This is a genomic window from Microbacterium sp. OVT16B, assembly GCF_019969705.1.
Taxonomy (GTDB): domain Bacteria; phylum Actinomycetota; class Actinomycetes; order Actinomycetales; family Microbacteriaceae; genus Microbacterium; species Microbacterium natoriense.
Map to the genome: position 1 here is coordinate 3,360,878 of NZ_JAHXZA010000001.1, position 23,389 is coordinate 3,384,266.

Below are 23,389 nucleotides of genomic sequence, written 5' to 3' on the forward strand. Positions count from 1 at the left end.
TTCGGCCCCATCGTTTAGCGGCCTAGGACGCCGCCCTTTCACGGCGGTAGCACGGGTTCGAATCCCGTTGGGGTCACTCATCCGATACAATTGAAAACAAGTATGGCCCTGTAGCGCAGTTGGTTAGCGTGCCGCCCTGTCACGGCGGAGGTCGCGGGTTCAAGTCCCGTCAGGGTCGCTCTGTGCGATTGGTCCTTTTCTCGGAGAGGGCCTTTCGTCTAGATGCGACAGGTTTCGCCGGTCGCACGGCTCTGTAGCTCAGTTGGTAGAGCGCACGACTGAAAATCGTGAGGTCACGGGATCGACGCCCGTCGGAGCCACACGGACCGTCGTTACAACGGTCCCAGAAACCCTCGCCTAGCTTCTACATGGCGGGGGTTTTGTTTTGCCCGTGGTGGCTCCACCGTTGCCGCCGTGCAAGCGGATCGCCCTCCGCCCCGCTCGTCGAGCGCAACGAGACCACACGCCCTCGTGACCCGACTCACCGCCCGACCGGACGCCTCCCCTGCCTGACCATCGCCGTCGCATCGGGGGCGCCGAAGCCGAACTTCTCATAGAGGCCGTGTGCGTCGCCGGTGAAGAGGGTCCAGCGAAACGCGACCCCGGGGCCGTCGTCGATCATGGTCTGCACGAGCAGCGCACCCGCTCCGTGGCCGCGCGCCGCAGGGTCGACGATCACGTCGGCCAGGTATGCGTCGTTGACGCCATCGGACACGGCGCGCGCGAAGCCGATCTGCGCCCCGGAGTCCGCGTCGTACACGCCGACCACCCGCCACGCGGCATCGAGCTGGGCATCGACGTCCGCTCTCGTGCGCCAGCGGTGCCAGTAGGCCTCGGTCGACAGCATCCGCCACACCCACTCCCGGTCGATCCGCGTCGGGTCGTCGTCCGCGATGATTGCCATGCTCAGCCGAGCCTCCGCCCGAGCAGCTGCCCTGGCCAGTCGTCTTCATCGAAGGTCGAGATGCGCTCGTATCCGCAGGACTCGTAGAACTCCACGAGCGCTCCCGTGCCTCCGCCGTAGCAGTCCACGCGGAGGCGATCCACTCCCGCGGCGCGCGCCTCGTCGTCGGCGAAGGCGAGCAGCCGCCTGCCGGTGCCGCGAGCGCGGGGGTCCCTCGATGCGAGCAGCAGTCGCACGTACAGTTCGGGTTCCTCGGCGGCCGGCACGTAGTCCATCGCGTCGCCCAGGACCAGCACGCCGATGACACCCACATCGGGATGCTCGGCGATCCACGCACCGGGCAGCGCACAGGCCTCGGTCACCCTGGCGATCTGCCGATCCTGCGTCGACCAGGGCTCCACGCCCCACTGCCCCTCGTTGCCGATGGAGACGAACCAGGCGATGATCTCGTCGAAGAGCCGCAGCACCTCGGGGACATCGGCGGGTGTGGCCCTGCGAATCGTCGCGGGCGGTGTCGTGTTCATCGTCATCCTGTCGGCAGCCTCTCGCCCGTGTCGTCGCATGCGCGTCCACCGTATCGGCGTCCCGAGCCGATCAGCCTGTCGCGCGCCCGCGGTTTGGCGAGGACGGCACCGACTGGTTCGATGGCAGGCATGGGAGCGAACTGGACCTTCAGACCGAGCCTCGCGGCAGATGCGCCGTGGATGGCCGAGGTGCGGGCGGAGACGATGCGCCCCGACCTGGAACGTCTCGGCGTCTTCGACGAGAAGCGCGTGCGGACGCGGTTCCTCGATGCCTTCACGCCCGCCCACACCCGCGTCATCGTCGTCGATGCTCAGGACGCCGGGCTCGTCGCCGTCCGCCCCGCCGGCGACGAGCTGTGGATCGAGCACTTCTACCTCTCGCCGCGGTACCAGGGGCAGGGAATCGGCGGACAGGTCCTCCACCGCATCGTGGCGGAGTCCGGCGACCGTGCCGGAGATCTTCGGCTCGACGTGCTGCGCGGAAGCGCCGCGCAGCGCCTCTACGAACGCCACGGTTTCGTCCTGTACTCCGAGGACGGAGTCGACCTCTTCCTGAGGTACTCCCCGCAGTAACGGACATCCGCGCGAACCCGCCGGCGGAGTCCATCCGCCCTCACGACTCAGAATCGAGAGGTCACGGCCTTCGCATGCGTCAACCGGCGCCGATCAGTGGGAGCTGCTTGTCATCTGGGAGATGAGAGTTGACGAAGCGCAGGAGAAAGTCGCGCGACCGGTCGATCCTTTCACCGAGATGATTCAGGAAGTCAGTGTCGGCCGCAGGAACTCTGGTCCAAAATCCCGGGTCCGTCACAAGACGGGGGAACGACGACCTCAGCTGTCGAAGATCCGCCTGGACGACGGCAAGCCGCTGCCGTATCCCCCGCACGAGCGACGGATCCAATTCTCCACTGCATCGCACGAACCTCGCCGCGCCGAGAGTCTCGCGTAGCGCTATCCGCCCGAAGCGCACGGAGGAATCCACTCCCCGCAGTGCATCGTCGAAGTCCCCGAACGAGGACTCATGACGAGTGGTGATGCGGAAGGCCTGCCTGCTGAAGACGTTGTGGAGGAATTCGTCATGGTCGAGTTCTTCCATCCACATCGTCGCTGAAGGCAACTCACCAAAGCCGCCCGCCGCGGTCCGCTCCATGGCCTCATCGAATGCACCTCGGGGCTCACGACGGTCGCAGAGGAACTCGTAGAAGCTGTCCGAGAGGAACGCAATCGAATCGTCGTCGATGTCGCGAGTCGTGCCGAGAAACCACCCATCATGCGGAATGAGGTGTGGCGCCCAATGCGCAGTCTGGCATCCGCTGAGGAAGACGCCCCGTAGTCGCGGTGAGCCGCTCTGGAGTGTATGTGCGAGCTTCGCCGGCGAGATCAGGCACCTGCTCCTCATGTTCTCCTCATCGACGTCGAACGTGTCAAGTGAGCCGTTTCGGCCATGCCCGATGAAATGGAAGATGTCCGGCGAGAACGCTGCCATCGCGACTGCTAGCTCCGACCATGGGCGGTCCTTCACGACCTCGACCACGCCTCCCGCGCGTCGTCCATGCAGTTCGATCTGTGCGATCTCGTACTCGGCATTGTCCAGGGGCGGCTCATACGCGGATTCCGCCCAGATGAGTATTCGGAGAGAAGAAGGGGATGATGGCGCCACGCTCGTCACGCCCCGATCCTACGAGTCGCGCATCACGAACGCCCGTCCGCACTATCCGATGGCCCCGCCGCAGGCCCCTCCCCCGCCCTCGCTACGCTCGAAGCATGATCGATACGCTCACCGGCTTCGCCGTCGTCGGCGTCGCGATCGCGCTGGGGTACGTCATCGGGCGCATCGATCTGCTCGGACCCCATGCCCGGCACGTCCTCGGACGCCTCATCTTCTTCGTGCTCTCGCCGTTCCTGCTGTTCAGCGTGCTCGCCCACGCCGACGCCGGGATGCTGTTCTCCTCGCTCCTGCCCGTCTCGGCGATCGCGGCCGTCGCGGTGATCGTCGTCTACGTCCTGTTCGCGCGCCTCTGGTGGAAGCGCCCCATCGGCGAGACGGTCATCGGCGCCCTCTCGGCCGGGCAGGTGAACTCGAACAACATCGGCATCCCGCTGTCGATCTACCTGCTCGGCAGCGCGGCGTACCCCGCACCCGTGATCCTCATGCAGCTGCTGGTGTTCACGCCGATCTCGCTGACGATCCTCGACGCCGTGACGAGCGACACGGTCTCGATCCGCCGCACGCTGGTGCGCACCGCGACCAACCCGATCATCATCGGCTCCCTGCTCGGCACGCTCGTGTCGGTGCTCGGCATCCGCGTGCCCGACATCGTGATGGACCCCGTCCAGCTCATCGCCGACGCCTCGGTGCCCGTGCTGCTCATCAGCTACGGCATCTCTCTGCACGGACAGCGCGTGCTCGGAACTCGCGGACATCGCCGCGACGTCATCCTCGCCAGCATCCTGAAGCTGATCGCGATGCCGGTGGTCGCGTGGGGAGCCGCCCTGCTGTTCGGACTCTCGTCGGAGCAGACGCTGATCGTCGTGGTGCTCGCTGCACTACCGACCGCGCAGAACGTCTTCAACTACTCGCAGCGCTACGACGTGGGCGAGACGATCTCGCGGGACACGGTCTTCCTGACCACGATCGGATGCCTGCCCGTGCTGGTGCTCATCATGGCACTGCTGGGCTGAGGCGCGGACAGCACGACGGGGAGGTCCCGCATGACGACCACGCTGTCGAAGACCGCGGTGCCCTCGGGGAGCGCGTCGAAGAACGACGACCGCAGGCTGTGCAGCCGTGCGCCCTCCACGGCCCACTCATCCGAGGCCAGGGCGACGGGCTCGACCTCGCGGCCGTCGTGGCGGTACGACCAGCCGACGCGTCCGGCGCGGTAGAACTCCGACGCCTCGTCGACCGAGTCGAAGAATCCGCTCGCCCACTCCCCGCCGACCTCCACGTCGGCGGCGATGCTGTGGGCGCCGGCGTCCATCGTCAGGGCGTAGCGGCCGCTCCCCTCACGGGTCGTGAAACGCGCCCGGTGATGCACGCCGGGGAAGAGCCGCCCGCCGAACAGCACCGGATGCCACGCCGAGCTGTGCCGCTCGAAGATGAAGACGCCCTGTTCTGTCCCCTCCGGGCCGTCCCACTCGACGGCGATGCGATGGGCGGCGTTCTCCGATCGGAGCCCCCACCGCGGAGCGAACCATCGCGGCCGGATCGCCTCCAGCCCCAGCACGCATACTCCGGCGAGCGCGGAGCCGTCGACGAGCTGCGGGCGGAACCCTTCGGGGAGCAGCGACGCCGCGACATCGGGATCGACACGGTAGCTGATCAGGAGGCGCCGACGCAGCTGCGCCTGCACACCCCTCACGATGCTCATGCGGGAAGCCGGTCCTCCGCGGGACCGGCGGTACGGCGCTTGCGCACCTCGCGCAGCACGATCTGCTCGGGGCACACCGCCGACAGGAAGTCCCCCACCGACGAGGCCAGCCGATCGGTGACGGCGGAGTAGAGGATGCGGTTGGCATCGCGTCGCTCGGTGACGAGTCCGGCCTCGCGCAGTACACGGAGATGCCGAGAGATCGTCGGCCCGCTCGCCGCGAACCTCGCCGCGATCTCGCCAGCCGCGAGCTCGCCGTCTTTGAGATCCTGCAGGATCTGCCGACGCGTCGGATGCGCCAGTGCCTCGAAGACGCTCGTCACCTCATCGCTCATATTCGCAATCTAGCACTGCTGCTAAATAGGAGCAATGACGGACGTCCTCCGCTCCCGTAGATTTGTCGCGTGGACAGCACGCTCTTCTTCGCCATCGTGATCGTCGGGCTGGTGGTCCTGATGTTCTTCCTCCCCGGCTGGATCCGGCGCTCGTCGCGTTCCGCGGGAGACCGCGCAGGGCACAAGGTCGCCACGTCGCAGACCGAGAGGCTCCTCGCCGAGCTGGGCACGCCCCTGGTGATCCACGCGCCGGCGACCGCAGCGCGCGAGATCGTCGACGGCGTCGTCTTGCAGCAGCCGCGCCGGTTCACGCCACTCGACGGCGGCGCCTACGGCATCCGCTTCGTCGAACCGGACGACGCCGTCGTGCGCCTCATCGACGATCCAGACGGCACACGGATGCAGATCGAGCAGACACGCGAGCACCTGGGGATGCCGCAGAACCTCGAGTTCTGGCGCGATCTCCGCTCCCGCGTCGCCTCGGGCGCGGGGGCTCAGGACATCTCGGTCGCCGACGGCATCCGCGCCGAGTACTCGCGAGACGCCGGAGAACCCGCCGTCTGGAGGATCGTCCGCGAGGACGAGCGCTCGTGAACGTCGGCTTCATCGGGCTCGGCATCATGGGCTCACCCATGGCGGCCAACCTCGTGCGCGCCGGCCACGACGTCACCGCGTGGAGCCGAACCCCCAGGGAGCTCACCGGCGCGCGGACCGCAGCATCCGTCGACGACGTCTACGCGACCAACCGCGTGGTGGTGCTCATGCTCCGCGACGAGCAGGCCGTCGATGACGTGCTCGGACGCGGCAGCCCCGCCTTCACCGCTCGCGTCGCGGGCCGTATCACCGTGCAGATGGGCACATTCACCCCCGCCTACTCGCGAGCGCTGGCCGAGGACGTGTGTCGGGCCGGTGGCGAGTACGTGGAGGCTCCGGTCTCGGGATCGCGCGGCCCTGCCGCCGACGGAACCCTGGTCGCGATGCTTGCAGGCTCCACCGCGGCGATCGACGAGGTCGCGCCCGTGATCGACGCGATGTGCGCGCAGCGGTTCGTCTGCGGAGAGGTTCCCGCGGCCCTCGGGATGAAACTCGCCGTCAACACCTTCCTCATCACGATGGTCACGGGCCTCGCCGAGGCATTCCACTTCGCCCGAGCCACCGGCGCGGACATCGATGTGCTGCGCCAGGTGCTCGACGCGGGTCCGATGGCGTCCGACGTGTCGCGCGGCAAGGCCCACAAGCTGATCGGCGGGGACTTCACGGCCCAGGCCGCGATCGCCGACGTGCTGAAGAACGCCGCGCTCGTGGAGGATGCCGCGACCGAGGCCGGCATCCCGCATCCGCTTATCGCCGTCTGCCGCGCGCTGTTCGCCGATGCCGCAGCCATGGTCCCCGACGAGGACATGATCGCCGTGATCAAGGCGATCGCGCGTCAGAACTGACTGCACAACTCACAGGCAGCGCGGCTAGGCTGGATGACAGCGCCATCGCAGGTCTTCGCGGTGCGCGTGCCCCTCCTCCTCAGGCCTGCGCGGCCCCACGACCGGTCTGCGCCACGGCCCCGCCAGAAAGGCCGACCCATGAGCGAAACTCCCGCCGACAACGACTTCTTCGACAAGCTGATCGAGGAGACTCCGAAGGACCAGTCCTCGACCGGCGGATTCACCGCCTCGTTCCGCGGCTACGACAAGGCCGAGGTCGACTCGGCCCTGAGCTCCCTGCGCAACCAGCTGCAGCAGCTGAAGGCCGACCTCGCCGACGCCGAGGCACGCCACGAAGACGCCCTGGAGTCGGTGCGGTCCGAGGAGCGCTCCGCCCGCGAGGTGCTCGAGGCCGAGCTCACCGCCGCGAAGGCGCAGGCAGCGGATGCCGAGCAGCAGGTCTCCACACTGACCAACGAACTCGTCGACGCGCCCCGCCCCGAGGGCAAGGACGCGCCCTCGCGCGAGCAGTTCGAGGCGATCCTGCGCGTGGCGGAGGAGCAGGCCAACGTCCTCATCCAGAACGCCGCCGTGCAGGCCGACCGTCTGATGGCCGCCGCCCGCGAGGAGGTCGCCGCGCAGCGCGCCGAGGCCGACGCCGACGCGACGCGCATCATCGCGCACGCCCAGCACGACGCCGACCAGATCCGTCTGAAGATCGACACCGAGTTCACGGCGCACGAGGCCCGCCTCGAGCGCGAGTCGGCGCACGCCGCCGAGAAGGTGCACCAGGCGTCGCAGGAGGCCACCGCCATCCGCACCGAGGCCGAGAAGGGCGCCGCCGCCCTTCGTTCGCTCGTCACGCGCGAGACAGAGCAGCTGCGCGCGGACGCCGAGCGCGAGGTGCGCGAGATGAACGCGCGCGTCCTCGAGTTCGAGGAGACGCTCACCCGCCGCCAGGACGACGCTCAGCAGGAGTTCCTCGTGCTGCACAACCAGGCCGTCGCCCATGCCGAGCGCATCACCACCGATGCGAACGAGCAGGTCGCCGCCTCGCTCGACCACGCCCAGCGGATCTCCGCGAAGGCCGATGACTACGAGCGCCTGATGCGCACGCAGGCATCCGCGATCGAAGCCGACGCGCAGGTGCGCGCCCGTGACACGCTCGACCGCGCTCGGGTCAAGTCGCAGAAGATCGTCGACTCGGTCACCACGCACACGTCCACCGTGCTGCGGGACGCCGAGGACCACGCGCGTCAGCTGCGCTGGCAGCAGCAGCAGCTCGCCAGCTTCATGGCCGAGGTGCGCGAGATGATCCGTCCGGAGGGCGTGTTCAGCGACGAGTCTCCTGCGTCGGCCCCGAAGGCGGATGCCGCGGTGGCCGTCGCCGGTGCGACCGAGGTTGCCGCAGCGGCCGCCTCCGACGACGTCGAGATCGATGACGTCGACGACGAGGTCGAGACCTTCGAGGCCGAGATCATCGAGGCGGAGCCCGCCGACGTGTTCCTCGGCGACGAGGTCCTCGAGGACGAGCTGCTCGACGACGAGGCCGCCACCATCGACGGCAAGATCACCATCGACGTGGTCGACGCCGAGGAGTCGACCACTCGCTGATCGACATCTTCGCCCAGAGGGGGTGCGAGCGGTCTTCCGCTCGCACCCCCTCTGGCGTTCCGCACTCCACTCCGACCGTCGCCCGGTCCGCGACGTGGGCGCGGCCGCCCGTGAGTCCCGTCAGCCGAGGAGCAGGATGATCGCGACGATCAGGTAGAACACGTTCACCGCGACGATGAACACCCGCTCGGCGATGCCGAAGGTCCGGGAGCGGAGCCACGGCAGCACGAGCGAGGCGATCAAAGCCACGAGCGCCACCATCGTCACCACGCTGAGCACCGAGAGCGTCGCCGCCAGACCACCGCCGACCGTGCTCTCCGCAAGTCTGACGAAGTTGCCCATGCACGAGTAGCTGATCGCGAACCACGCTACGGCGGCCAGCATGTGCAGGCGGCCGATCGTGGTCATCTCCTCGCCCTCGAGCGTGGTCGGCACGAACGGCAGCGCGACGAAGATCACCGCGAGAACGCCGAGCCAGGCGGCGACCCCGACTCGGTCGCTCCACTCGGGGAGCCCGAACCAGACCGCAGCGGCGAGCGCGCCCCACCCGCCGGCGGTGGTCCAGGTCATGATCGAGCTGAGCGTGCGAGTGCGCCCGACCGCATAGTCGCTGACCGCGTGCTTCACGGGCGAGTAGTCGCTGCGCACGATGTGCAGGGCGACGAACATGCCGAGCCTGGCCGTCCAGAGGGCGGCGGCGAGTGCGGCGAAGATCATGAGGGCTCCTCGGTGGTCGCGGCGCGCACCAGGCGCACCTCGTCATGCAGGGTGCGGATGACGCCTGCGAGGTGAAGGGGGTCGATGCCGATCGTGCGGGCGTTGCGATCGAGAGAGTCGCCGAGCAGTTCGGCGCATCTCTTCTGCAGCGCGTGCCCCGCGTCGGTCGCGCGCAGGCGGCGGATGTTGCCCGCTCCCTCGGGAGCGATGTTCTCGACGAGTCCGTCGCGCAGCATGGCCCTTACCAGGCCGCTCGCAGCGGGCTCGCTGACCCCCAGCCCTCTGGCGAGGTCACGTCCGGTGAGCCCCGGGTGCTCGCACACGATCACCAGGGCGACGTAGCGGCTGTAGCTCAGCCCTTCAGGCTTCAGCATCCGCTCCGCCCACCTGTCGAGCGTGCGGACCAGATCGTGCAGTTCGTAGGCGAGATCCATGATCAGTAACTTAATACCTTAAGTTAGTGATCGCAAGCAGAGGATGCAGAAGGGGCGCGACCGGCCGAAGCCGATCGCGCCCCTGTCAGGCAGGACTCTCTCTATGCGCGCCCGAACTGGGCGACCGCGGGGCAGTCGAAGGGATCAGCGCCGGCGGCCAGGCCCACGCGGTTCAGGTACTCGATGACGATCGCGTACGAGCGGCCGAGGCTGGTCTCCGTGTACGGCACGTCGTTCGCCGCGCAGTAGTCGCGCACGATCTCCCGAGCCTTGGACAGGTGCGGTCGCGGCATGTTCGGGAACAGGTGGTGCTCCACCTGGTAGTTGAGTCCGCCCATGAGCGTCGTCGCCCACCAGCCTCCGCGGATGTTGCGGGAGGTGCGGACCTGCTTCGTGAAGAAGTCCAGTCGAGCACTCGGGTCGATGATCGGCATGCCCTTGTGGTTCGGCGCGAAGGAGGCGCCCATGTACACGCCGAAGACGGCGAGCTGCACGCCCATGAAGGCGAACGCCATGCCGAGCGGCAGCATCAGGAACACCGGCACGAGGATGATCGCGAAGCGCAGGGCGATGATGCCCAGCTCGGTCCAGCGTCCCTTGACGTTCTTCTTGGTCATGAGGTGCTTGAGGCCGATGTAGTGCAGGTTCAGGCCCTCGAGCGTCAGCAGCGGGAAGAAGAGCCACCCCTGCTTGCGGGTGATCAGCTTGATGAGGCCGCGCGACTTCGCGGCATCCGTCTCCAGGAAGGAGATCGTGTCGACCTCGATGTCGGGGTCCTTGCCGACCTGGTTGGGGTTTCCGTGATGCTTGGTGTGCTTGGAGTCCCACCAGGAGTAGCTCATGCCGATGCTGCCGGCGAGGATGCGGGCGAGCCGGAAGTTCGCTGGGCCCGTGCTGAGGATCTGGCGGTGCGCCGCCTCATGGGAGAGGAACGCGATCTGCGTGAAGATGAGCCCGAGCGCGCCGGCGATCAGGAGCTGGAACCAGCTGTCGCCGAGCAGGATGAAGCCCGTGACGGCACCGCCGAGTGCGAGCAGGATGCCCGTACCGACGAGGATGTAGAACCAGCGGGCGCGCTGGAGCAGCCCGGTCTCCCTGACGACCTGCGACACCTGCTTGTAGGCGTGCGCCATCGGCGGGAACTCCGCGTTGCCGGAGTACGTCTGCCGGATCGGTCCGAGCGTGGCGGTTGCGGCGGTCTTATCGACCTGTGTGATGGAGATGGTGCTCTCCTGTCGATCGGGAGCCCTTGAGCTATGGAAGCCAAGGGCGGATGCCGATCGCTATCCTCAGGCTAGACCTGTCCGCATACGCCGAACGGCATACGATTCAGGCCCTGGCGCGCCGCGGACGGCGCGGCAGCGCACGAGGAGGGCTCAGGGGAAACGTCGGCGCGCGATGCGCCGACTCCTGAGCCTCCTCCAGCGCCAGGAACGCGTCGTCGAGGGTCGAGAAGGAGCCGATCTCGGTGCCGCGGTTGTCGCGGACGAGATGGGCGGTGCCGTCGAACTCGACGAAGCCGGCGAACTCGCCGGCACGCGTCGCGACGTGCACATCATCGTCGGCCTGCTTCCAGGTCAACGGGTCGAACGGAGGAAAGGTGGTGTTGCTCATGGTGGTGCTCATTGCTTTGTGGCGGGCGCGCAGGCGCACCGCAGATTTCGTGAGATCGAGGGCAGACTGCGCACGCGTCGATGCATGCGGTCCGTAATGGCCCTGATCAATGGCGACGTGTCGGCCGAGAGGGGCGAATCACACACGTTGCATCCTCACTATAGCAGATCGACTCGCGCGCCGCTCAGCCCCCGACGGAGCACATCGCCGGGAGCCACTCTCGTCGCGGGTTCTCAGTGCGCGGGAGGCGTGCCGCCGGCACCGCCGCCGGCTCCCCCACCCCCGGACGGCGCAGAGCCCGCCGTCGGCGTCGTCGCGGTGTCGACGCGGACGACGAGGGTCGCCGTGTACCCGTTCGACACATCTCCCGTCACGGTGGCCAGCTGCGAGGCGCCCGAGTCGTCTCCGAACACGTTGTCGCTCGCGAGAGTGACCTGTGCGAGGTTCTGCGCCGAGCCGTCGTAGGCGGACTCCCCGTAGACCTCGGTGCTCGACGACGCGGGCATCGCCATCTGCGAGGTCGCGATGGCCTTCGCGGAGTCGTCGATCGAGCCGACATCGGGATAGACCTCGAAGTGGATGTGCGGCCAGCGTCCCGAGTAGCAGCCGGGGTAGACGGACGTGAAGGAGACCTTCCCTTCGGCATCCGCCACCTGCACGCCGCGCAGGTACGTGACGTCCTCGAGTCCTTCCGAGTACATCGAGTACTCGCCCTGCGCCGTGCAGTGCCAGGCGTAGACCGCGACGCCCTCGAAGGGCTTGTCGCCGTTCGCCATGTCGAGCACCTGGAACTCGAACGTCAGCGGAACGCCCTCCGCGGTGGCCGAACCGTCGATCGATGTCCTGATGTCCTGCCGCACGATGCCGGACTCCTCCAGGACATCGGGTCCGTTCGAGCCGTCGCCAGGGTACGGCCCAGCCGTCTCGTCGGGGATCTCTCCACTCGACGTCCCGGTCGTCGCCGAGTCGCCTCCGGTCCCGGTCGTCGCGGTGGTCGAGCTCGACACGGCCGGGGCGCACGCCGCGAGCACGACCGCGCCCACGCCGATCCCTGCGAGGCCGAGCACGCCGCGACGGCTGATCAGGGTGCGGATGTCGAACGGAGCCCCCTGATCGACGACCTCCTCGTCTGGATGATCGAGCAGGCGCCCTTCGTAGGCGGGGCCGTTCGGGGTCGGTGTCGGCTCGGGGATACGGCTCATGATCTGGCTCCTCTCGTGCGCACGGCTGGTGTGCTGTGACCAGGTTCGCGGAGGAGTCGAGCAGGACCCTTTGCCTCTTCTCTGCGGAATCTATGAACGCGCGACGGGAGGGCGGAGGACGAGGGTGACCACGATCCCCACCATGACGACGGCGGTGATCGCGACCGACGTGGGAAGCACGGCATCGATCAACACCAGCGCGGCGCCGATCGGGACGACCGTGTTGACGACGCGATCGGCGTTGTCGCGGATGGCGATCCACCACACGCCGAGCAGGAAGACCGCGATCGGGATGGACACCGTGAGCGAGGCGGCGATCGCCGACAGGTGGCTCTCGTGGGTGAGCACGCCGAGCTGCACCTCGATACCCGCCGAGAACGCCGCGGCCGCGGCGAAGACGAAGTAGTGGGTGTACCCGTACCGCAGCGAGCTCCGGAACGTCGTGATGGCGCGGTGGTGGGGCGGCCAGAAATAGATCCACCACAGGGATGCCGTCACCACGAGCGTCAGCACCGAGATGCCGATCAGCGGCCCGAGGGCGTCGACCTCGTCGATCGCCGTGATGATCGCGTTCGCGGAGGCGAGCAGGCTCTCGCCGAGCACGATGAGGGTGAACAGTCCGTAGCGCTCGGTGATGTGGTGCGGGTGCCACGGCGTCTGATACCGAAACTCGGCGAACACGGGTACGCAGATCTCGATGAGGGCGAACACGATGAAGGCGATGAGCTGCAGCGGTCCGCTCGGGATGAGCAGGAAGAGGATCCAGAGGACCTGCACCGCCCCGATCCCCACCGCGTACCGGACGGTGGCGGTGCGCAGAGGCCCCTCGCTCGATCGGCTGGCGCGCAGCCACTGCGCGATCATCGCGAACCGCATCACGATGTAGCCGATCACGGGCACGGTGAAGTTGCCGGCGAAGGCCTGCGGGATGCCGGCGGCCAGGATCAGCACGCCGCCCATCTGGACGATCGTCGTGACGCGGTACAGCCAGTCGTCGGTGTCGAACGAGGTGGCGAACCACGTGAAGTTCATCCACGCCCACCAGATCGCGAAGAACACCATCGCGTAGGAGGTGATGCCGTGCGCGAACTCGCCGTGGGCGAGCGCGTGGTGCAGCTCTGCGGAGGCCCTGCTCACGGCGACGACGAACACGAGATCGAAGAAGAGCTCCAGCGAGCTGGCGGCGCGATGCGGCTGGGCCGGGTCTCGCGGAAGCATCTGGCCGAGGCGGAATCGCGGTGCAGAGGTGGCGGTCACCGGGTCAGAATAGCGGGCTGAATTCGCACCATAGCGCGTGTTCTGGAATATCGGTTCATCCACTCGTATGAAATACCTTCCCTCCGCCACCTCCATCCGCTAGAGTGATGTGGTCTGCAGTTCCTGCTGCATGCGAACCCGTGTGGGACGGCGTTCGCGAATCGTGACGTGGGGTCACGATGATCCAGCAGGCCCGAGGGGTCGGGTTGCAGACGCAATGCCGCGAGCGTGGGGTTCGCGGTCTGGGGAACTACTGGGGAAACTATGTCGCACTGGGGATTTCTGCGTACATTCAAGGCTCACGAGGCCTCGGCATGACGTCCGTCGAAGATGCTGTGAGCATCACTCGCACGGGTTCCGTCTTCCTGCCGGTCGCCGCTCCGCGGGCCACCAAGGCGGTCTCACGCACGGTGGTCACACCGCGCGCTTCCGCCACACTCGAGCGACGCCGCCAATGGGAGCGTCGCTACCGGATGCGACTGCGGATCACGGATGCGGCTGTCATCCTGTTCGCGGTCGGTGTCACCGCAGCGATCCAGCTGATGACCGGCGCCGCGGGGGAAGAGGCCCTGCGTGACGGCATCCTTCTGGGTACGCTCTGGTACCTGACGCTCAGCGTGCTGCACACTCGGGATGCAGCCCTGTTCCGCGCCAGCGCCACCGAGTACCGCGGCGTCGCGAACGCCAGCGGTCTCGCATTCGGGATCATCGCGATGATCGGCGTGCTGCTCGCGTGGCAGCACATGCAGCTCGTCCTGCTCGTCGGACTTCCGGTCGGGCTGCTCGCGCTGCTGATCACGCGTTGGGCGTGGCGCCACTGGCTGGTCGCACAGCGTGTGCACGGCCGGTTCGCCTCGCGCACACTGGTCGTCGGCAACAGGGACGACGTCGAGTACGTCGTGCGCACCCTGCACCCGATCGGCGCCTCTGGCTACCAGGTCGTCGGCGCCACGCTCCTCGACGGCAACGCGCGTGACGTCGAGGTCGACGGGACCCTGTTCCCCGTGCTCGGCAACGTGAACACGGTCGCGACCGTGGCCGCAGAGCTCGGGGCCGACACGATCATCGTGGCGAGCCGTCCCGACGGAGACCCCGAGTTCGTCAAGCAGTTGAGCTGGCAGCTGGAGGGCACGGCCTCAGAGCTCGTGCTCTCCAGCCGCCTGACGGACGTCGCGGGCCCACGCATCTCTTTCGCCCCCGTCGAGGGGCTGCCCCTGATCCAGGTGCAGATCCCGAGCTACGAGGGCGGCCGCCACGTGCTCAAGCGCGCTCTCGACGTCACGGTCGCGACTCTCGCGCTGATCCCGATCGGGCTCGTGTCTCTCGTGCTCGTGCCGCTGATCAAGCTCGACTCTCCCGGACCCGCGCTGTTCTTCCAGGAGCGCGTCGGCCGCGACGGCCGTCGCTTCAAGATCGTGAAGTTCCGCTCCATGAAGACGGACGCCGAGCAGCAGCTCGCCGCCCTCAAGGCGCAGAACGAAGGCGCCGGCCTCCTCTTCAAGATGAAGGACGACCCCCGGGTCACCCGCGTCGGCAAGATCCTGCGCAAGCTGTCGCTCGACGAGCTTCCGCAGTTCTGGAACGTGCTCGTCGGCGACATGAGCGTCGTCGGCCCGCGTCCCCCGCTGCCCAGCGAGGTCACCGCGTACGACGGCACGGTCTTCCGTCGCCTCTACATCAAGCCCGGCATCACCGGCCTCTGGCAGGTCTCCGGACGCAGCGACCTGTCGTGGGACGAGAGCGTCCGCCTCGACCTGCGCTACGTCGAGAACTGGTCCGTGATGAACGACCTGCAGATCATGTGGCGCACCGCCAAGGTCATGGTGCAGCCGAGCGGGGCATACTGAGACGCATGAGCAAGGGGAACGCCCTCACCATTGCGATGGTGGGGACACGAGGGGTGCCCGCAGCGTACGGCGGATTCGAGACCGCGGTCGAGGAGGTCGGCAGACGACTTGCCGACCGCGGCCACGACGTCGTCGTGTACACGCGCGGCTCGGAGAGCCGTGAGAAGGAGTATCTCGGGATGCGGGTGGTTCACCTCCCCGCCGTCCCGGTGAAGCAGGTCGAGACGCTCAGCCACACCGGGCTGTCGACGCTGCACCTGATGTTCCGACGCCGTCCCGACGCCGCGTTCGTCTTCAACGCGGCGAACTCGCCGTTCCTCCCCTTCCTGCGGCTGCGTCGCGTGCCGACCGCGCTGCACATGGACGGGCTGGAGTGGCGGCGCTCGAAGTGGGGGCCGCGCGGCAAGGCGTACTACCGGTGGGCCGAGCAGTTCGGCGTCCGCAAGGGCGACGCTCTCATCGCCGACGCCCCGGGCATCGCCGACTACTACGCTCACCAGTTCCAGGTCCCGACGGAGATGATCCGCTACGGGGCGCCGATCCTCGACGAGGTCGCCGAGGGGCGCGTCGAGGAGCTGGGTCTGAAGCCCGGGGGCTATCACCTCATCGTGGCGCGCTTCGAGCCCGAGAACCACGTACTCGAGATCGTCGAGGGCTACCGCCGCAGCACAGCGACGCTTCCGCTCGTCGTCGTCGGCTCCGCGCCGTACAGCAGCGAGTACACGCAGAAGATCCAGCAGGCCGCAGCCGGCGATGATCGCATCCGCCTGGTCGGCGGCGTGTACGACCAGGAGCTGCTCGACGCCCTCTACTTCCACGCTCTCACCTACGACCACGGCCACTCGGTCGGAGGCACGAACCCCTCCCTGCTGCGCGCCATGGGCGCCGGCACCGCGGTCATCGCCTTCGACGTGCCCTTCAACCGCGAGGTCCTCGACGGAGACGGGTGGTTCTTCTCCACCCCGGCCGACGCCGCTGCCGCCTTCGAAGAGGCCGAAGCCGACATCGAGGCCACGCGCGAGTCCGGCGAACGCGCCAAGGAGCGGGCCCGGGTCGCGTTCCGCTGGGACGACGTCGCCGACGCCTACGAAGACCTCGCGCGCAGGATCGCGGCAGGGCAGAGTGTGCACCGCGTCGCGCGGCGAGCACGCCGTCGGGCGGAGGAATGGTGACCGCGAAGAAGACCGTGCTCGTCGCCCACCCCGGCGCCGAGATGTTCGGCTCCGATCGGATGCTCCTCGAGAGCGTGATCGGGTTCGTCGAGTCGGGAGCGCGTGTCGTCGTCGCCCTGCCCAGCCGTGGGTTGCTCGACGTCGCGCTCCGCGAGGCGGGCGCCGAGGTCGTCATCATCCCCATGCTCGTGCTGCGCAAGGTCCTGCTCACGCCCAAGGGGCTCCCGCGACTGTTCCGCGACATGTTCCGCGGGCTCGGTGCGGCGTGGCGCCTCATCGGGAGCATCCGCCCCGACGCCGTCTACGTCTCGACCATCATCATCCCGCAGTGGCCGATCATCGCGCGGCTGCGTCGCACCCGCTCCGTGAGTCACGTGCACGAGGCAGAGGCGTCGGGCAACCGCATCGTGAACGCGCTGCTGTACCTGCCGCACCTGGCCTCTCAGCGCACACTCGTCAACAGCCGTTTCAGTCTCGACACCATCCGACAGGCCCTTCCTGCCCTCGCCCGGCGTGCGGCGGTCGTCTACAACGGAGTGAGCTCCCCCGACGATCCCACCCCGGCGCGAAAGACGGTCGACGGGGCACTGCGCGTCCTCTACGTCGGACGTCTCTCGCCGCGCAAGGGCCCCGACCTCATCGTGGACGCGGCGTCGGTGCTTCGCTCTCGGGGCGTCGACGCCTCCGTCACCCTGCTCGGAGCCGTCTTCGACGGATACGAGTGGTACGAGCAGCAGCTGCGCGAGCAGGCCGAGAGCACGGGAGTCGATGTGGACTTCGCGGGCTTCCACCCCGATGTGTGGCCGTTCCTCGCCGACGCCGACGTGCTCATCGTGCCCTCGCGCGTCGACGAGCCGTTCGGCAACACGGCGGTCGAGGGCATCCTCGCGCTGCGTCCGGTGATCGCCAGCGACAGCAGCGGCCTTCGCGAAGCGGCCGGCGGGTATCCGACCGCCCAGCTCGTCGTCCCCGACGACGCCGAGTCGATCGCCGACGCGCTGGTCCGCGTCCGCGACGAGTGGGAGCGGATGGTGGACGAGACGCCGGGGTCCCGCGCGGAGGCACTGCGCCGCCACGCACCGGCGATCTACCGCTCCGCCGTCGCCGACGCCGTCATCGCCGACTGAGCCGATGACGTCGCCGCCGCAGACTCGCGAGTCGACCCGCGTCCGCATCGGCTGGATGGATGCCGTGCGGGGCACCGCCATCCTCCTGCTGCTGATCTGGCACGCCAGCGCCGTCCCGGTGCTCTACGGCCAGGAGATGCCCGAGCTCGTCCGCACGGTGAACGAGTTCTTCCTCCCGTACCGGATGCCGACCCTCATGTTCCTGTCGGGGATGCTCCTGCCGCGATCGATCAGCAAGCCCGCGGGGAAGTACTTCGCCGGGAAGTTCGCGATGGTCCTGTGGCCCTACCTTGTCTGGGTCACGATCGCCATGGTGACGTTCCTCGACGAGGGCGCGCCGTGGTGGCACTGGCGCGCCTGGTACGCCACCTCGTACCTGTGGTTCCTGTTCTTCATCGCCGTCTACTACCTGGCGGCCCCGGCGCTGCGTCGCCTGCCTGCGTGGGCGCCGGTGGCGGTCGCCGCCGTGGCGGGCCTCCTCCTGCCCCACGGCAGCACCGAGCAGCGGCTGGCCTACTTCGCGGTCTTCTTCTTCGCCGGCAACTGGCTCGCACAGCATCCCGATGCGCTGAAGCTCGTCACGCATCGCTGGGCGGCCCTGATCGCGGCGGTGCCCGTCGTGCTCTTCGGAGTGGCCTCGTGCATCTGGCCCGAACAGCTGCAGTACGCCGTCTGGGGCGCACCCGCCAGCATCGCGGGCACGGTGCTGCTGGCGGCGATCTTCTCGCACCTCACCCGCGGCGGGGAGGGCGTGCGCCTGCTGCAGTTCCTCGGGCGCTCCTCGATCATCTACTACGTCAGCCACTTCCCGGTCATGGCGATCCTGTCGATCTGGCTGGCCGGATCGATCGACGGGATGCTGCTCGCGCTGATCAACCTCGTCGCCGCCGCCGCGATCGGCACGGTACTCGCCGTCTTCAAGAAGCGGGCCCCGATCCGCTGGCTCTTCGAGGCCCCACGACCGCTCCGTCACGCGATCGAGCGGCTGATCACCAGGATCAGCCGCTCGACACGTTGAGTTCGGCGCGGAGCGCCCGGGTCAGCGCGGCTGAGCCCCGAGCAGCTTCGCCCCCGACGGCAGGCGCGTCTCCGCGGCGATCGCCGTGGGGATCGTCTGCGCGATCGACGTAACCGCCGGCGCCGCGGCGGCCAATGCCGCCGGAGCCGCAGGGACCACCAGCTGATACTCGTCGTCGACGACGGATCCTCCTTCGACGAGCATCGAGTGCGTGTCCTGCCCGGTGGCGGTGCTGAACGCCTTCAGCGTGTTGGTCACCGCAGGATCGCCCGCGGACCCCCGCGACCAGATGCCGAACCACACCGGGGCGGTGACGGCGGGTCGGGAGTAGAGGTTGCCGTCGCTGCGGGCCACGAGCTGACTTCCGGTGAACTCCTTCGAACGGTCCTCGACGCAGATCAGGCAGTTGCCTCCGGCATCCCCCACCACGTTGTTGACGATCACGGTGTTGCGTGTGATCCACGGCACCGTCGGGTCGGGGTTCGGCTGCCGCGGGTCGTGACCCGCGGCGCTCGTGTCGGACGCGCGGCGCTTGTCCTGGATGATCGCGATGTTGCGCTGATTGCCGACCGCGGTGTTGTTCCAGATCTGGACGTTGCCGGTGTCGATGATGTAGATGCCGTTCAACGCGTTGTCGGACACGATGTTGTCGGCGATGACCGCCTTCTCCGAGAGCTCGAACACCAGTCCGTTGCCGGTGTTGCCCACGACGTCGTTGCCCGTGAAGGTGATGTCGTAGACGGACTCGTCGAACCAGGGTCCCTGACCGAGGTTGTCGAGGAACGCACTGTCCTTCACCTCGATGTCGCGGGACCTCGTGACCTTGAACGCCCCCGACACCGGCGCCCGGTTGAACTGCTGAGCGTTGTTCCCCACCGACAGCAGGTGGTTCACCCGCAGCCCGTCGGCGGTCGATGCGCCCGCACCGAGCAGACCGTTGCCGAGCACGGAGACGCGGGTGAAGGTCGATCGCGGAGACCAGGTGTAGAGGCCGGTGGTCGAGTTGTCGCGGATCGTGACATCGGAGACCGTGACATCGGCGGCCGCGATGACGACCGTTCCCATCTGGGGCACGCTGGTCGCATAGCGCCTGACGCCGATGCCGCGGAGCACCGTGCCCGCTGAGCGGATCGACAGCGCCTGCGTCAGCGTGCTGGCCTCGACGGGCTTGCCCGACGGGTCCGTGCCCATGACCAGCTGCGAGCTGGACTTGTCGACGTAGAACGTGCCGGCCTTCACCTGCGCACGCGTCGCGACCTCGGTGAGCTGCACCCCGCCGACCCAGAGCTGGTCGGGATGCGCGGCCATCGGGTACTGCGGGTTCACGAACTGCCACCCCGCCGACGTGCCGTCCGGAGCGCCCTTGGTGTAGGTCGGGCTTGCGTCGAGCCTGACAGTCCAGCCGTCCTTGACCCAGACGCCGCCCTCGGCACGCCAGCCGGTCACTGCCTCGGCGCCGTCGAGCCAGACCTCGTCACCCGGGGCCGGCTGGATCGTCACGCGCTTCTGCGGCGGGACGAGCACCTCTTCGTGGTACGAGCCCTTGTGCACGACGATCGTGCCGCCGCTGGGCACCTTGCGCAGCGCCGCGGTGATGGTCTGCATCGGCTGCGACGCCGTGCCGCTGTTGGCGTCGGACCCCGTGCGGGCCACGTGCACCGCGGTCGCAGGCGCGGAGAAGGAGAAGGATCCGGGGGCTGCCGCACCGGCGTCACCCCGCGGGAAGGGCCCGTCGGGGTTCGGGTTCGTCGGAACCTCGGGCTCTGTGGGCTCCGTCGGCTCGGTGGGCTGCTCGGTACCGGCCTTGGCCGCGCGCACGGCGATCGACTCGATCGCGACCTGCGGAGTGCTGCCGCCGCTCGCCGAGTACAGCGCGATGCCGATGCGGCCGCCGTCCTTGACGTGCGCTGCCGAGGCGTCCGTCGCCGACACGTTCCACGCTGCGGGTTCGGCACCGGCCACCGGCCATGCCTTGCCCGAGAGGGTGACGGTCGCCGTACCGGTCGTCTGGAAGGAGATCCGCAGCTCATCGCCGGCCGCCACCTTGCCCTCGAGACGGGCGGAGGCGAGCACCTCGGCGCTGACGAGCTTCTGCAGCCGGACCAGCTGCAGCTCGGAGCTTCCGTCGGGCATGACCCGCAGGCGGACAGCGTAGGAGGAGTCGCCCACAATGCGGTTCGCCACGCTCAGGTAGATTCCCGAGCCCGCGGTCGGCAGGGCGCGGATGCCGATGTCGGCGGTGACGCGAGAGTCGGCGGCGACCGGGGCCGCAAGGGTCGCGGTCGACGAACGCCCGGCCGCAGGGCTGGAGATGACTCCGGCATCGCCGTCGACGCTGAGGACGGCCGCGCCGGACGCGGTCCACGCCCCACCCAGATCAGCCGAGCCCCATCCGGTGCCGTTCGTGCGATCGAACTGGTCGCAGGCGAGGTCGCCGTCGGCGCAGCCCTTGCCCGTGCCCGTGTCGGGGAGGGTGCCAGGGGTCGCCGTGACGTCCTGGATCAGGACGGGCGCCACCGCGCCCCCGGTGGAGGCGTACTCGCTCCACGCGAGTCCGCCCGCGGCGGTGATGCGGGTCGCCGAGGAGTCGGACGCCTTCACCTGCCAGTCGGGGCGGGTCTCCCCCGTGGCCCAGGCGCGCGCCCGAAGCTGGACGGGGTTCGTGCCGACGGCGACGACCTCGACCGAGAAGCCGCTGCCCACTGCATCGCCCAGGGCGATCGTCTTGCCCGACAGCACGGACGCCGTGAACCCGGAGAACGACACGAGCTCGAGCTCGGTGCGCCCGTCGCCGAGAAGGCGCAGCCGGGCCGCATACGAGCGATCGCCGGAGTCGCGCACGTGGGTGCTCAGGTACACGCCGCTCGACGCGGGGAGCTCCGGCACGGATGCCGTCGTCACCAGGTCGACGTCGGCGGCGGTCGTCGCGTTCCAGCGGACCATCCCCGTGCGCCCGGCCGCCGGGGCCTCCAGCGAGGCCGCTCCCTCGGACACGCTCGTGACGGAGGACGCGGATGCCGTGTAGGCGCCGCCAGCGGGTGCGGAGCCCCAGCCGGAGGCCGAGGTGCGGTCCATGGTGTCGGTGAGGATCGTCCCCGTTGTCGCCGCATCAGCGCGGGACGTGCCCGTCAGCATCGCGGCGAGCGCGGTGATGACGACGAGGAAGGCGAGGATGCCGTGCGATGCGCGCGCACGACGGAGTCTGGATGGGATGGAAGTCACGTATGAACCGTTCTGTATGCAACAAGACACACCCGTCGCTAACGACAGATGCCCCCATCCGCAGAACAGGGTAGCAGGCCTAGCTTGAAGACTTCTCCTGCGCGTAATACGTGGTGCGGCTGCGCGGGAGGCGCACCTTGTTCAGGACGATGCCGATGATGGGCGCGCCCGACCCCTCAAGCGTGCGGATCGTCGCCGCCAGCTGGGGCCTGCTGGTCTTCGATGCGTCGACCACGATGACGACGCCGTCCACGAGAGGCGCGACGAGGTTCGTGTCGGCCACCGTGAGCGCCGGCGGGGAGTCGATCACCACGACGTCGTGCCCCTCACTGGCGGCGCCGAGGACCTCGGCGAACGCGTGGGAGGTGAGCACGGATGCCGAGTTCGGGGGCACCTCGCCGGAGAGCAGCAGATCGGGTCCGCCCTCGCGCCACGGGATCACCGCTTCGCTGAGCTCGGCGGAGCCGAGGACGACCGATGTGAGCCCGACGGCGGCGTCGAGCCCGAAGATCTCGCCGATGCGCGGGCGCCGGAGATCGGCGTCGATCAGCAGGGTGTTCTCGCCGAGATCGGCGAGGGTGAGGGCGAGATTCGCCGAGAAGGTCGACTTGCCCTCGGCGGGGGACGCCGACGTGATCAGGAGTCGACGCGACTGCCCGTCGATGTTGGCGAACGCCAGCGACGCCTGCACCCGCCGGAAGTCCTCCGCGATGTGGCTGCGCGGCTCGCGCACCACGATCAGACCGGCATCCGTCCCCCGCTTGGTGCGGGTGATCGAGCCGAGATAGGGCAGGTCCGTCACACGGGCGAGCGCCGCCTCGTTGCGCACGCGGGTGTCGGCGATCGTCGCGATGAAGGCGACGAGGATGCCGAGGACGAGACCGAGGACAGCGGCGAGGCCGGCATCCTTGCTCTTGTTGGGCAGCGACTGGAACTGCGGGACCACTGCCTCGTCGATGACGGACGGGATGATCGTCGGCTTCTGGTCGACGCCCTTGGCCACGATCGTCTTCACCGCGCTGGACAGCTCCTCGGAGATCGCGTTGGCGATGTCCGTCGCGCGCTGGGCGCCGGTCGACGTCACCTGCACGCTGAGGATCGTGGTGTCCTGCGGGATCGTGATCGCGATGCTGCGGACGAGCTCCTTGGGCGTGATGTCGAGCCCGAGCTCGTCGATGACCGGGGCGAGCACGCGCGACGACGTCGCGAGCTGCGCGAAGGAGAGCATCTGCGACTGGGTGTAGGTCGAGCCCTGGTTGAGATCGGTGCCCGTCGTGCCCTGGTTCATCGCGAAGTACAGCGTCGCCGTCGACTGGTACTGCGGCGTCGTCGTCGCCGAGATGCCGTACCCGACGGCTCCCCCGATGATGGCCATGCCGATGATGACGTACCAGAACTTGCGAATCGCAGACCATGCGCTGGCGAGCGACCAACCCGTCGCGTCAGCTTTCATCCGTGCCCCTCCAGTGCCGGCAAGCGTCGCCTCCCCATGTGACGACGTCGCCGAGCGAACGCGGCGCGTTCTCATGGTAGCCGACCGCCTGCGCGAACCCTGAGGATACGGGGCTCGTGATGCTAGGATGAGCCTGCTCAGCCGTATCCTCGTACGGCGC

At 68.5% G+C, this 23,389-nt stretch carries 22 protein-coding genes and 3 tRNA genes; 12 read left to right on the top strand and 13 right to left on the bottom strand.

Annotated elements, in window-relative coordinates; genetic code table 11:
- The first annotated feature begins 3 nt into the window (after positions 1 to 3).
- The 3 genes from LC438_RS15940 to LC438_RS15950 all read left to right on the top strand — a co-directional run bounded on the left by LC438_RS15940 (position 4) and on the right by LC438_RS15950 (position 320).
- Positions 4 to 76: transfer RNA gene (locus LC438_RS15940), tRNA-Glu, on the top strand.
- Between the two features lie 28 nt (positions 77 to 104).
- Positions 105 to 178: transfer RNA gene (locus tag LC438_RS15945), tRNA-Asp, on the top strand.
- 69 nt (positions 179 to 247) lie between these two features.
- A tRNA-Phe gene (locus LC438_RS15950) sits at positions 248 to 320 on the top strand.
- Positions 321 to 481: 161 nt separating this feature from the next.
- On the opposite strand, the gene LC438_RS15955 is transcribed toward LC438_RS15950, so the two are convergent.
- Together LC438_RS15955 and LC438_RS15960 are read right to left on the bottom strand one after the other, a co-directional pair.
- On the bottom strand, positions 482 to 904 hold the full coding sequence (locus LC438_RS15955; protein WP_223587156.1) for a GNAT family N-acetyltransferase: 423 nt from the start codon (positions 902 to 904) through the stop codon (positions 482 to 484).
- 2 nt (positions 905 to 906) lie between these two features.
- Complete coding sequence (locus LC438_RS15960) at positions 907 to 1,428, bottom strand: GNAT family N-acetyltransferase (RefSeq protein WP_219844602.1); 522 nt, start codon at positions 1,426 to 1,428, stop codon at positions 907 to 909.
- A 120-nt stretch (positions 1,429 to 1,548) separates the two neighbouring features.
- Between LC438_RS15960 and LC438_RS15965 the strand changes: the two genes are divergently transcribed.
- Positions 1,549 to 2,001: a GNAT family N-acetyltransferase gene (locus LC438_RS15965; protein ID WP_308116183.1), complete on the top strand. Its 453-nt coding sequence runs from the start codon at positions 1,549 to 1,551 to the stop codon at positions 1,999 to 2,001.
- Between the two features lie 79 nt (positions 2,002 to 2,080).
- Here the strand turns inward: LC438_RS15965 and LC438_RS15970 are convergent, their stop codons facing one another.
- On the bottom strand, positions 2,081 to 3,097 hold the full coding sequence (locus LC438_RS15970) for a CHAT domain-containing protein (RefSeq protein WP_223587157.1): 1,017 nt from the start codon (positions 3,095 to 3,097) through the stop codon (positions 2,081 to 2,083).
- Positions 3,098 to 3,192: 95 nt separating this feature from the next.
- On the opposite strand from LC438_RS15970, the gene LC438_RS15975 reads away from it, so the two are divergent.
- On the top strand, positions 3,193 to 4,110 hold the full coding sequence (locus LC438_RS15975) for an AEC family transporter (protein WP_223587158.1): 918 nt from the start codon (positions 3,193 to 3,195) through the stop codon (positions 4,108 to 4,110).
- Here LC438_RS15975 and LC438_RS15980 read toward each other — a convergent pair.
- Complete coding sequence (locus LC438_RS15980; protein WP_223587159.1) at positions 4,014 to 4,799, bottom strand: DUF2071 domain-containing protein; 786 nt, start codon at positions 4,797 to 4,799, stop codon at positions 4,014 to 4,016. The two genes, LC438_RS15975 and LC438_RS15980, sit on opposite strands and share 97 nt — an antisense overlap.
- A complete protein-coding gene (locus tag LC438_RS15985; RefSeq protein WP_105673970.1) occupies positions 4,796 to 5,134 on the bottom strand; it encodes a metalloregulator ArsR/SmtB family transcription factor in 339 nt (112 codons plus the stop codon). The genes LC438_RS15980 and LC438_RS15985 overlap by 4 nt, the downstream gene beginning before the upstream one ends.
- A gap of 69 nt (positions 5,135 to 5,203) precedes the next feature.
- On the opposite strand from LC438_RS15985, the gene LC438_RS18790 reads away from it, so the two are divergent.
- From LC438_RS18790 to LC438_RS16000, 3 genes are all read left to right on the top strand, one after another.
- Complete coding sequence (locus LC438_RS18790) at positions 5,204 to 5,728, top strand: hypothetical protein (protein ID WP_223587160.1); 525 nt, start codon at positions 5,204 to 5,206, stop codon at positions 5,726 to 5,728.
- Positions 5,725 to 6,573, top strand: coding sequence for an NAD(P)-dependent oxidoreductase (locus LC438_RS18795; protein WP_223587161.1), 849 nt, complete (start codon positions 5,725 to 5,727; stop codon positions 6,571 to 6,573). The genes LC438_RS18790 and LC438_RS18795 overlap by 4 nt, the downstream gene beginning before the upstream one ends.
- A gap of 138 nt (positions 6,574 to 6,711) precedes the next feature.
- Positions 6,712 to 8,166, top strand: a complete 1,455-nt coding sequence (locus LC438_RS16000; RefSeq protein ID WP_105673964.1) for a cell division initiation protein — start codon at positions 6,712 to 6,714, stop codon at positions 8,164 to 8,166.
- 120 nt (positions 8,167 to 8,286) lie between these two features.
- On the opposite strand, the gene LC438_RS16005 is transcribed toward LC438_RS16000, so the two are convergent.
- The 6 genes from LC438_RS16005 to LC438_RS16030 form a co-directional block, all read right to left on the bottom strand.
- Positions 8,287 to 8,883, bottom strand: a complete 597-nt coding sequence (locus LC438_RS16005; protein ID WP_105673962.1) for a DUF998 domain-containing protein — start codon at positions 8,881 to 8,883, stop codon at positions 8,287 to 8,289.
- The gene (locus LC438_RS16010) at positions 8,880 to 9,317 is read right to left on the bottom strand and encodes a MarR family winged helix-turn-helix transcriptional regulator (protein ID WP_105673960.1); all 438 of its coding nucleotides are present in this window, start codon (positions 9,315 to 9,317) and stop codon (positions 8,880 to 8,882) included. The genes LC438_RS16005 and LC438_RS16010 overlap by 4 nt, the downstream gene beginning before the upstream one ends.
- A 101-nt stretch (positions 9,318 to 9,418) precedes the next feature.
- Entirely contained in the window at positions 9,419 to 10,540 is a 1,122-nt protein-coding gene (locus tag LC438_RS16015) for an acyl-CoA desaturase (RefSeq protein ID WP_308116193.1), read from the bottom strand.
- Between the two features lie 106 nt (positions 10,541 to 10,646).
- A complete protein-coding gene (locus LC438_RS16020) occupies positions 10,647 to 10,931 on the bottom strand; it encodes a hypothetical protein (RefSeq protein WP_146114292.1) in 285 nt (94 codons plus the stop codon).
- A 233-nt stretch (positions 10,932 to 11,164) separates the two neighbouring features.
- Positions 11,165 to 12,133 carry an intradiol ring-cleavage dioxygenase gene (locus LC438_RS16025; RefSeq protein WP_223587163.1) on the bottom strand — a complete coding sequence of 323 codons (969 nt, stop codon included), beginning with the start codon at positions 12,131 to 12,133 and terminating at the stop codon, positions 11,165 to 11,167.
- 90 nt (positions 12,134 to 12,223) lie between these two features.
- Positions 12,224 to 13,390 carry a low temperature requirement protein A gene (locus LC438_RS16030; protein WP_223587164.1) on the bottom strand — a complete coding sequence of 389 codons (1,167 nt, stop codon included), beginning with the start codon at positions 13,388 to 13,390 and terminating at the stop codon, positions 12,224 to 12,226.
- A 314-nt stretch (positions 13,391 to 13,704) separates the two neighbouring features.
- Here LC438_RS16030 and LC438_RS16035 point away from each other — a divergent pair, with 314 nt between their 5' ends.
- From LC438_RS16035 to LC438_RS16050, 4 genes are read left to right on the top strand one after another with little or no spacing between them, the layout of a single operon-like run.
- Positions 13,705 to 15,237: a sugar transferase gene (locus LC438_RS16035; protein ID WP_105673950.1), complete on the top strand. Its 1,533-nt coding sequence runs from the start codon at positions 13,705 to 13,707 to the stop codon at positions 15,235 to 15,237.
- Between the two features lie 5 nt (positions 15,238 to 15,242).
- The gene (locus LC438_RS16040; RefSeq protein WP_223587166.1) at positions 15,243 to 16,409 is read left to right on the top strand and encodes a DUF1972 domain-containing protein; all 1,167 of its coding nucleotides are present in this window, start codon (positions 15,243 to 15,245) and stop codon (positions 16,407 to 16,409) included.
- On the top strand, positions 16,403 to 17,536 hold the full coding sequence (locus tag LC438_RS16045; protein ID WP_374197880.1) for a glycosyltransferase family 4 protein: 1,134 nt from the start codon (positions 16,403 to 16,405) through the stop codon (positions 17,534 to 17,536). Before LC438_RS16040 ends, LC438_RS16045 begins: the two co-directional genes overlap by 7 nt.
- Positions 17,537 to 17,540: 4 nt before the next feature.
- Positions 17,541 to 18,554: an acyltransferase family protein gene (locus LC438_RS16050; protein WP_105673946.1), complete on the top strand. Its 1,014-nt coding sequence runs from the start codon at positions 17,541 to 17,543 to the stop codon at positions 18,552 to 18,554.
- 21 nt (positions 18,555 to 18,575) lie between these two features.
- Here the strand turns inward: LC438_RS16050 and LC438_RS16055 are convergent, their stop codons facing one another.
- Positions 18,576 to 21,776: a right-handed parallel beta-helix repeat-containing protein gene (locus LC438_RS16055; protein ID WP_223587168.1), complete on the bottom strand. Its 3,201-nt coding sequence runs from the start codon at positions 21,774 to 21,776 to the stop codon at positions 18,576 to 18,578.
- Positions 21,777 to 21,855: 79 nt separating this feature from the next.
- A complete protein-coding gene (locus tag LC438_RS16060; protein WP_181155869.1) occupies positions 21,856 to 23,229 on the bottom strand; it encodes a polysaccharide biosynthesis tyrosine autokinase in 1,374 nt (457 codons plus the stop codon).
- Positions 23,230 to 23,389 lie beyond the last annotated feature (160 nt).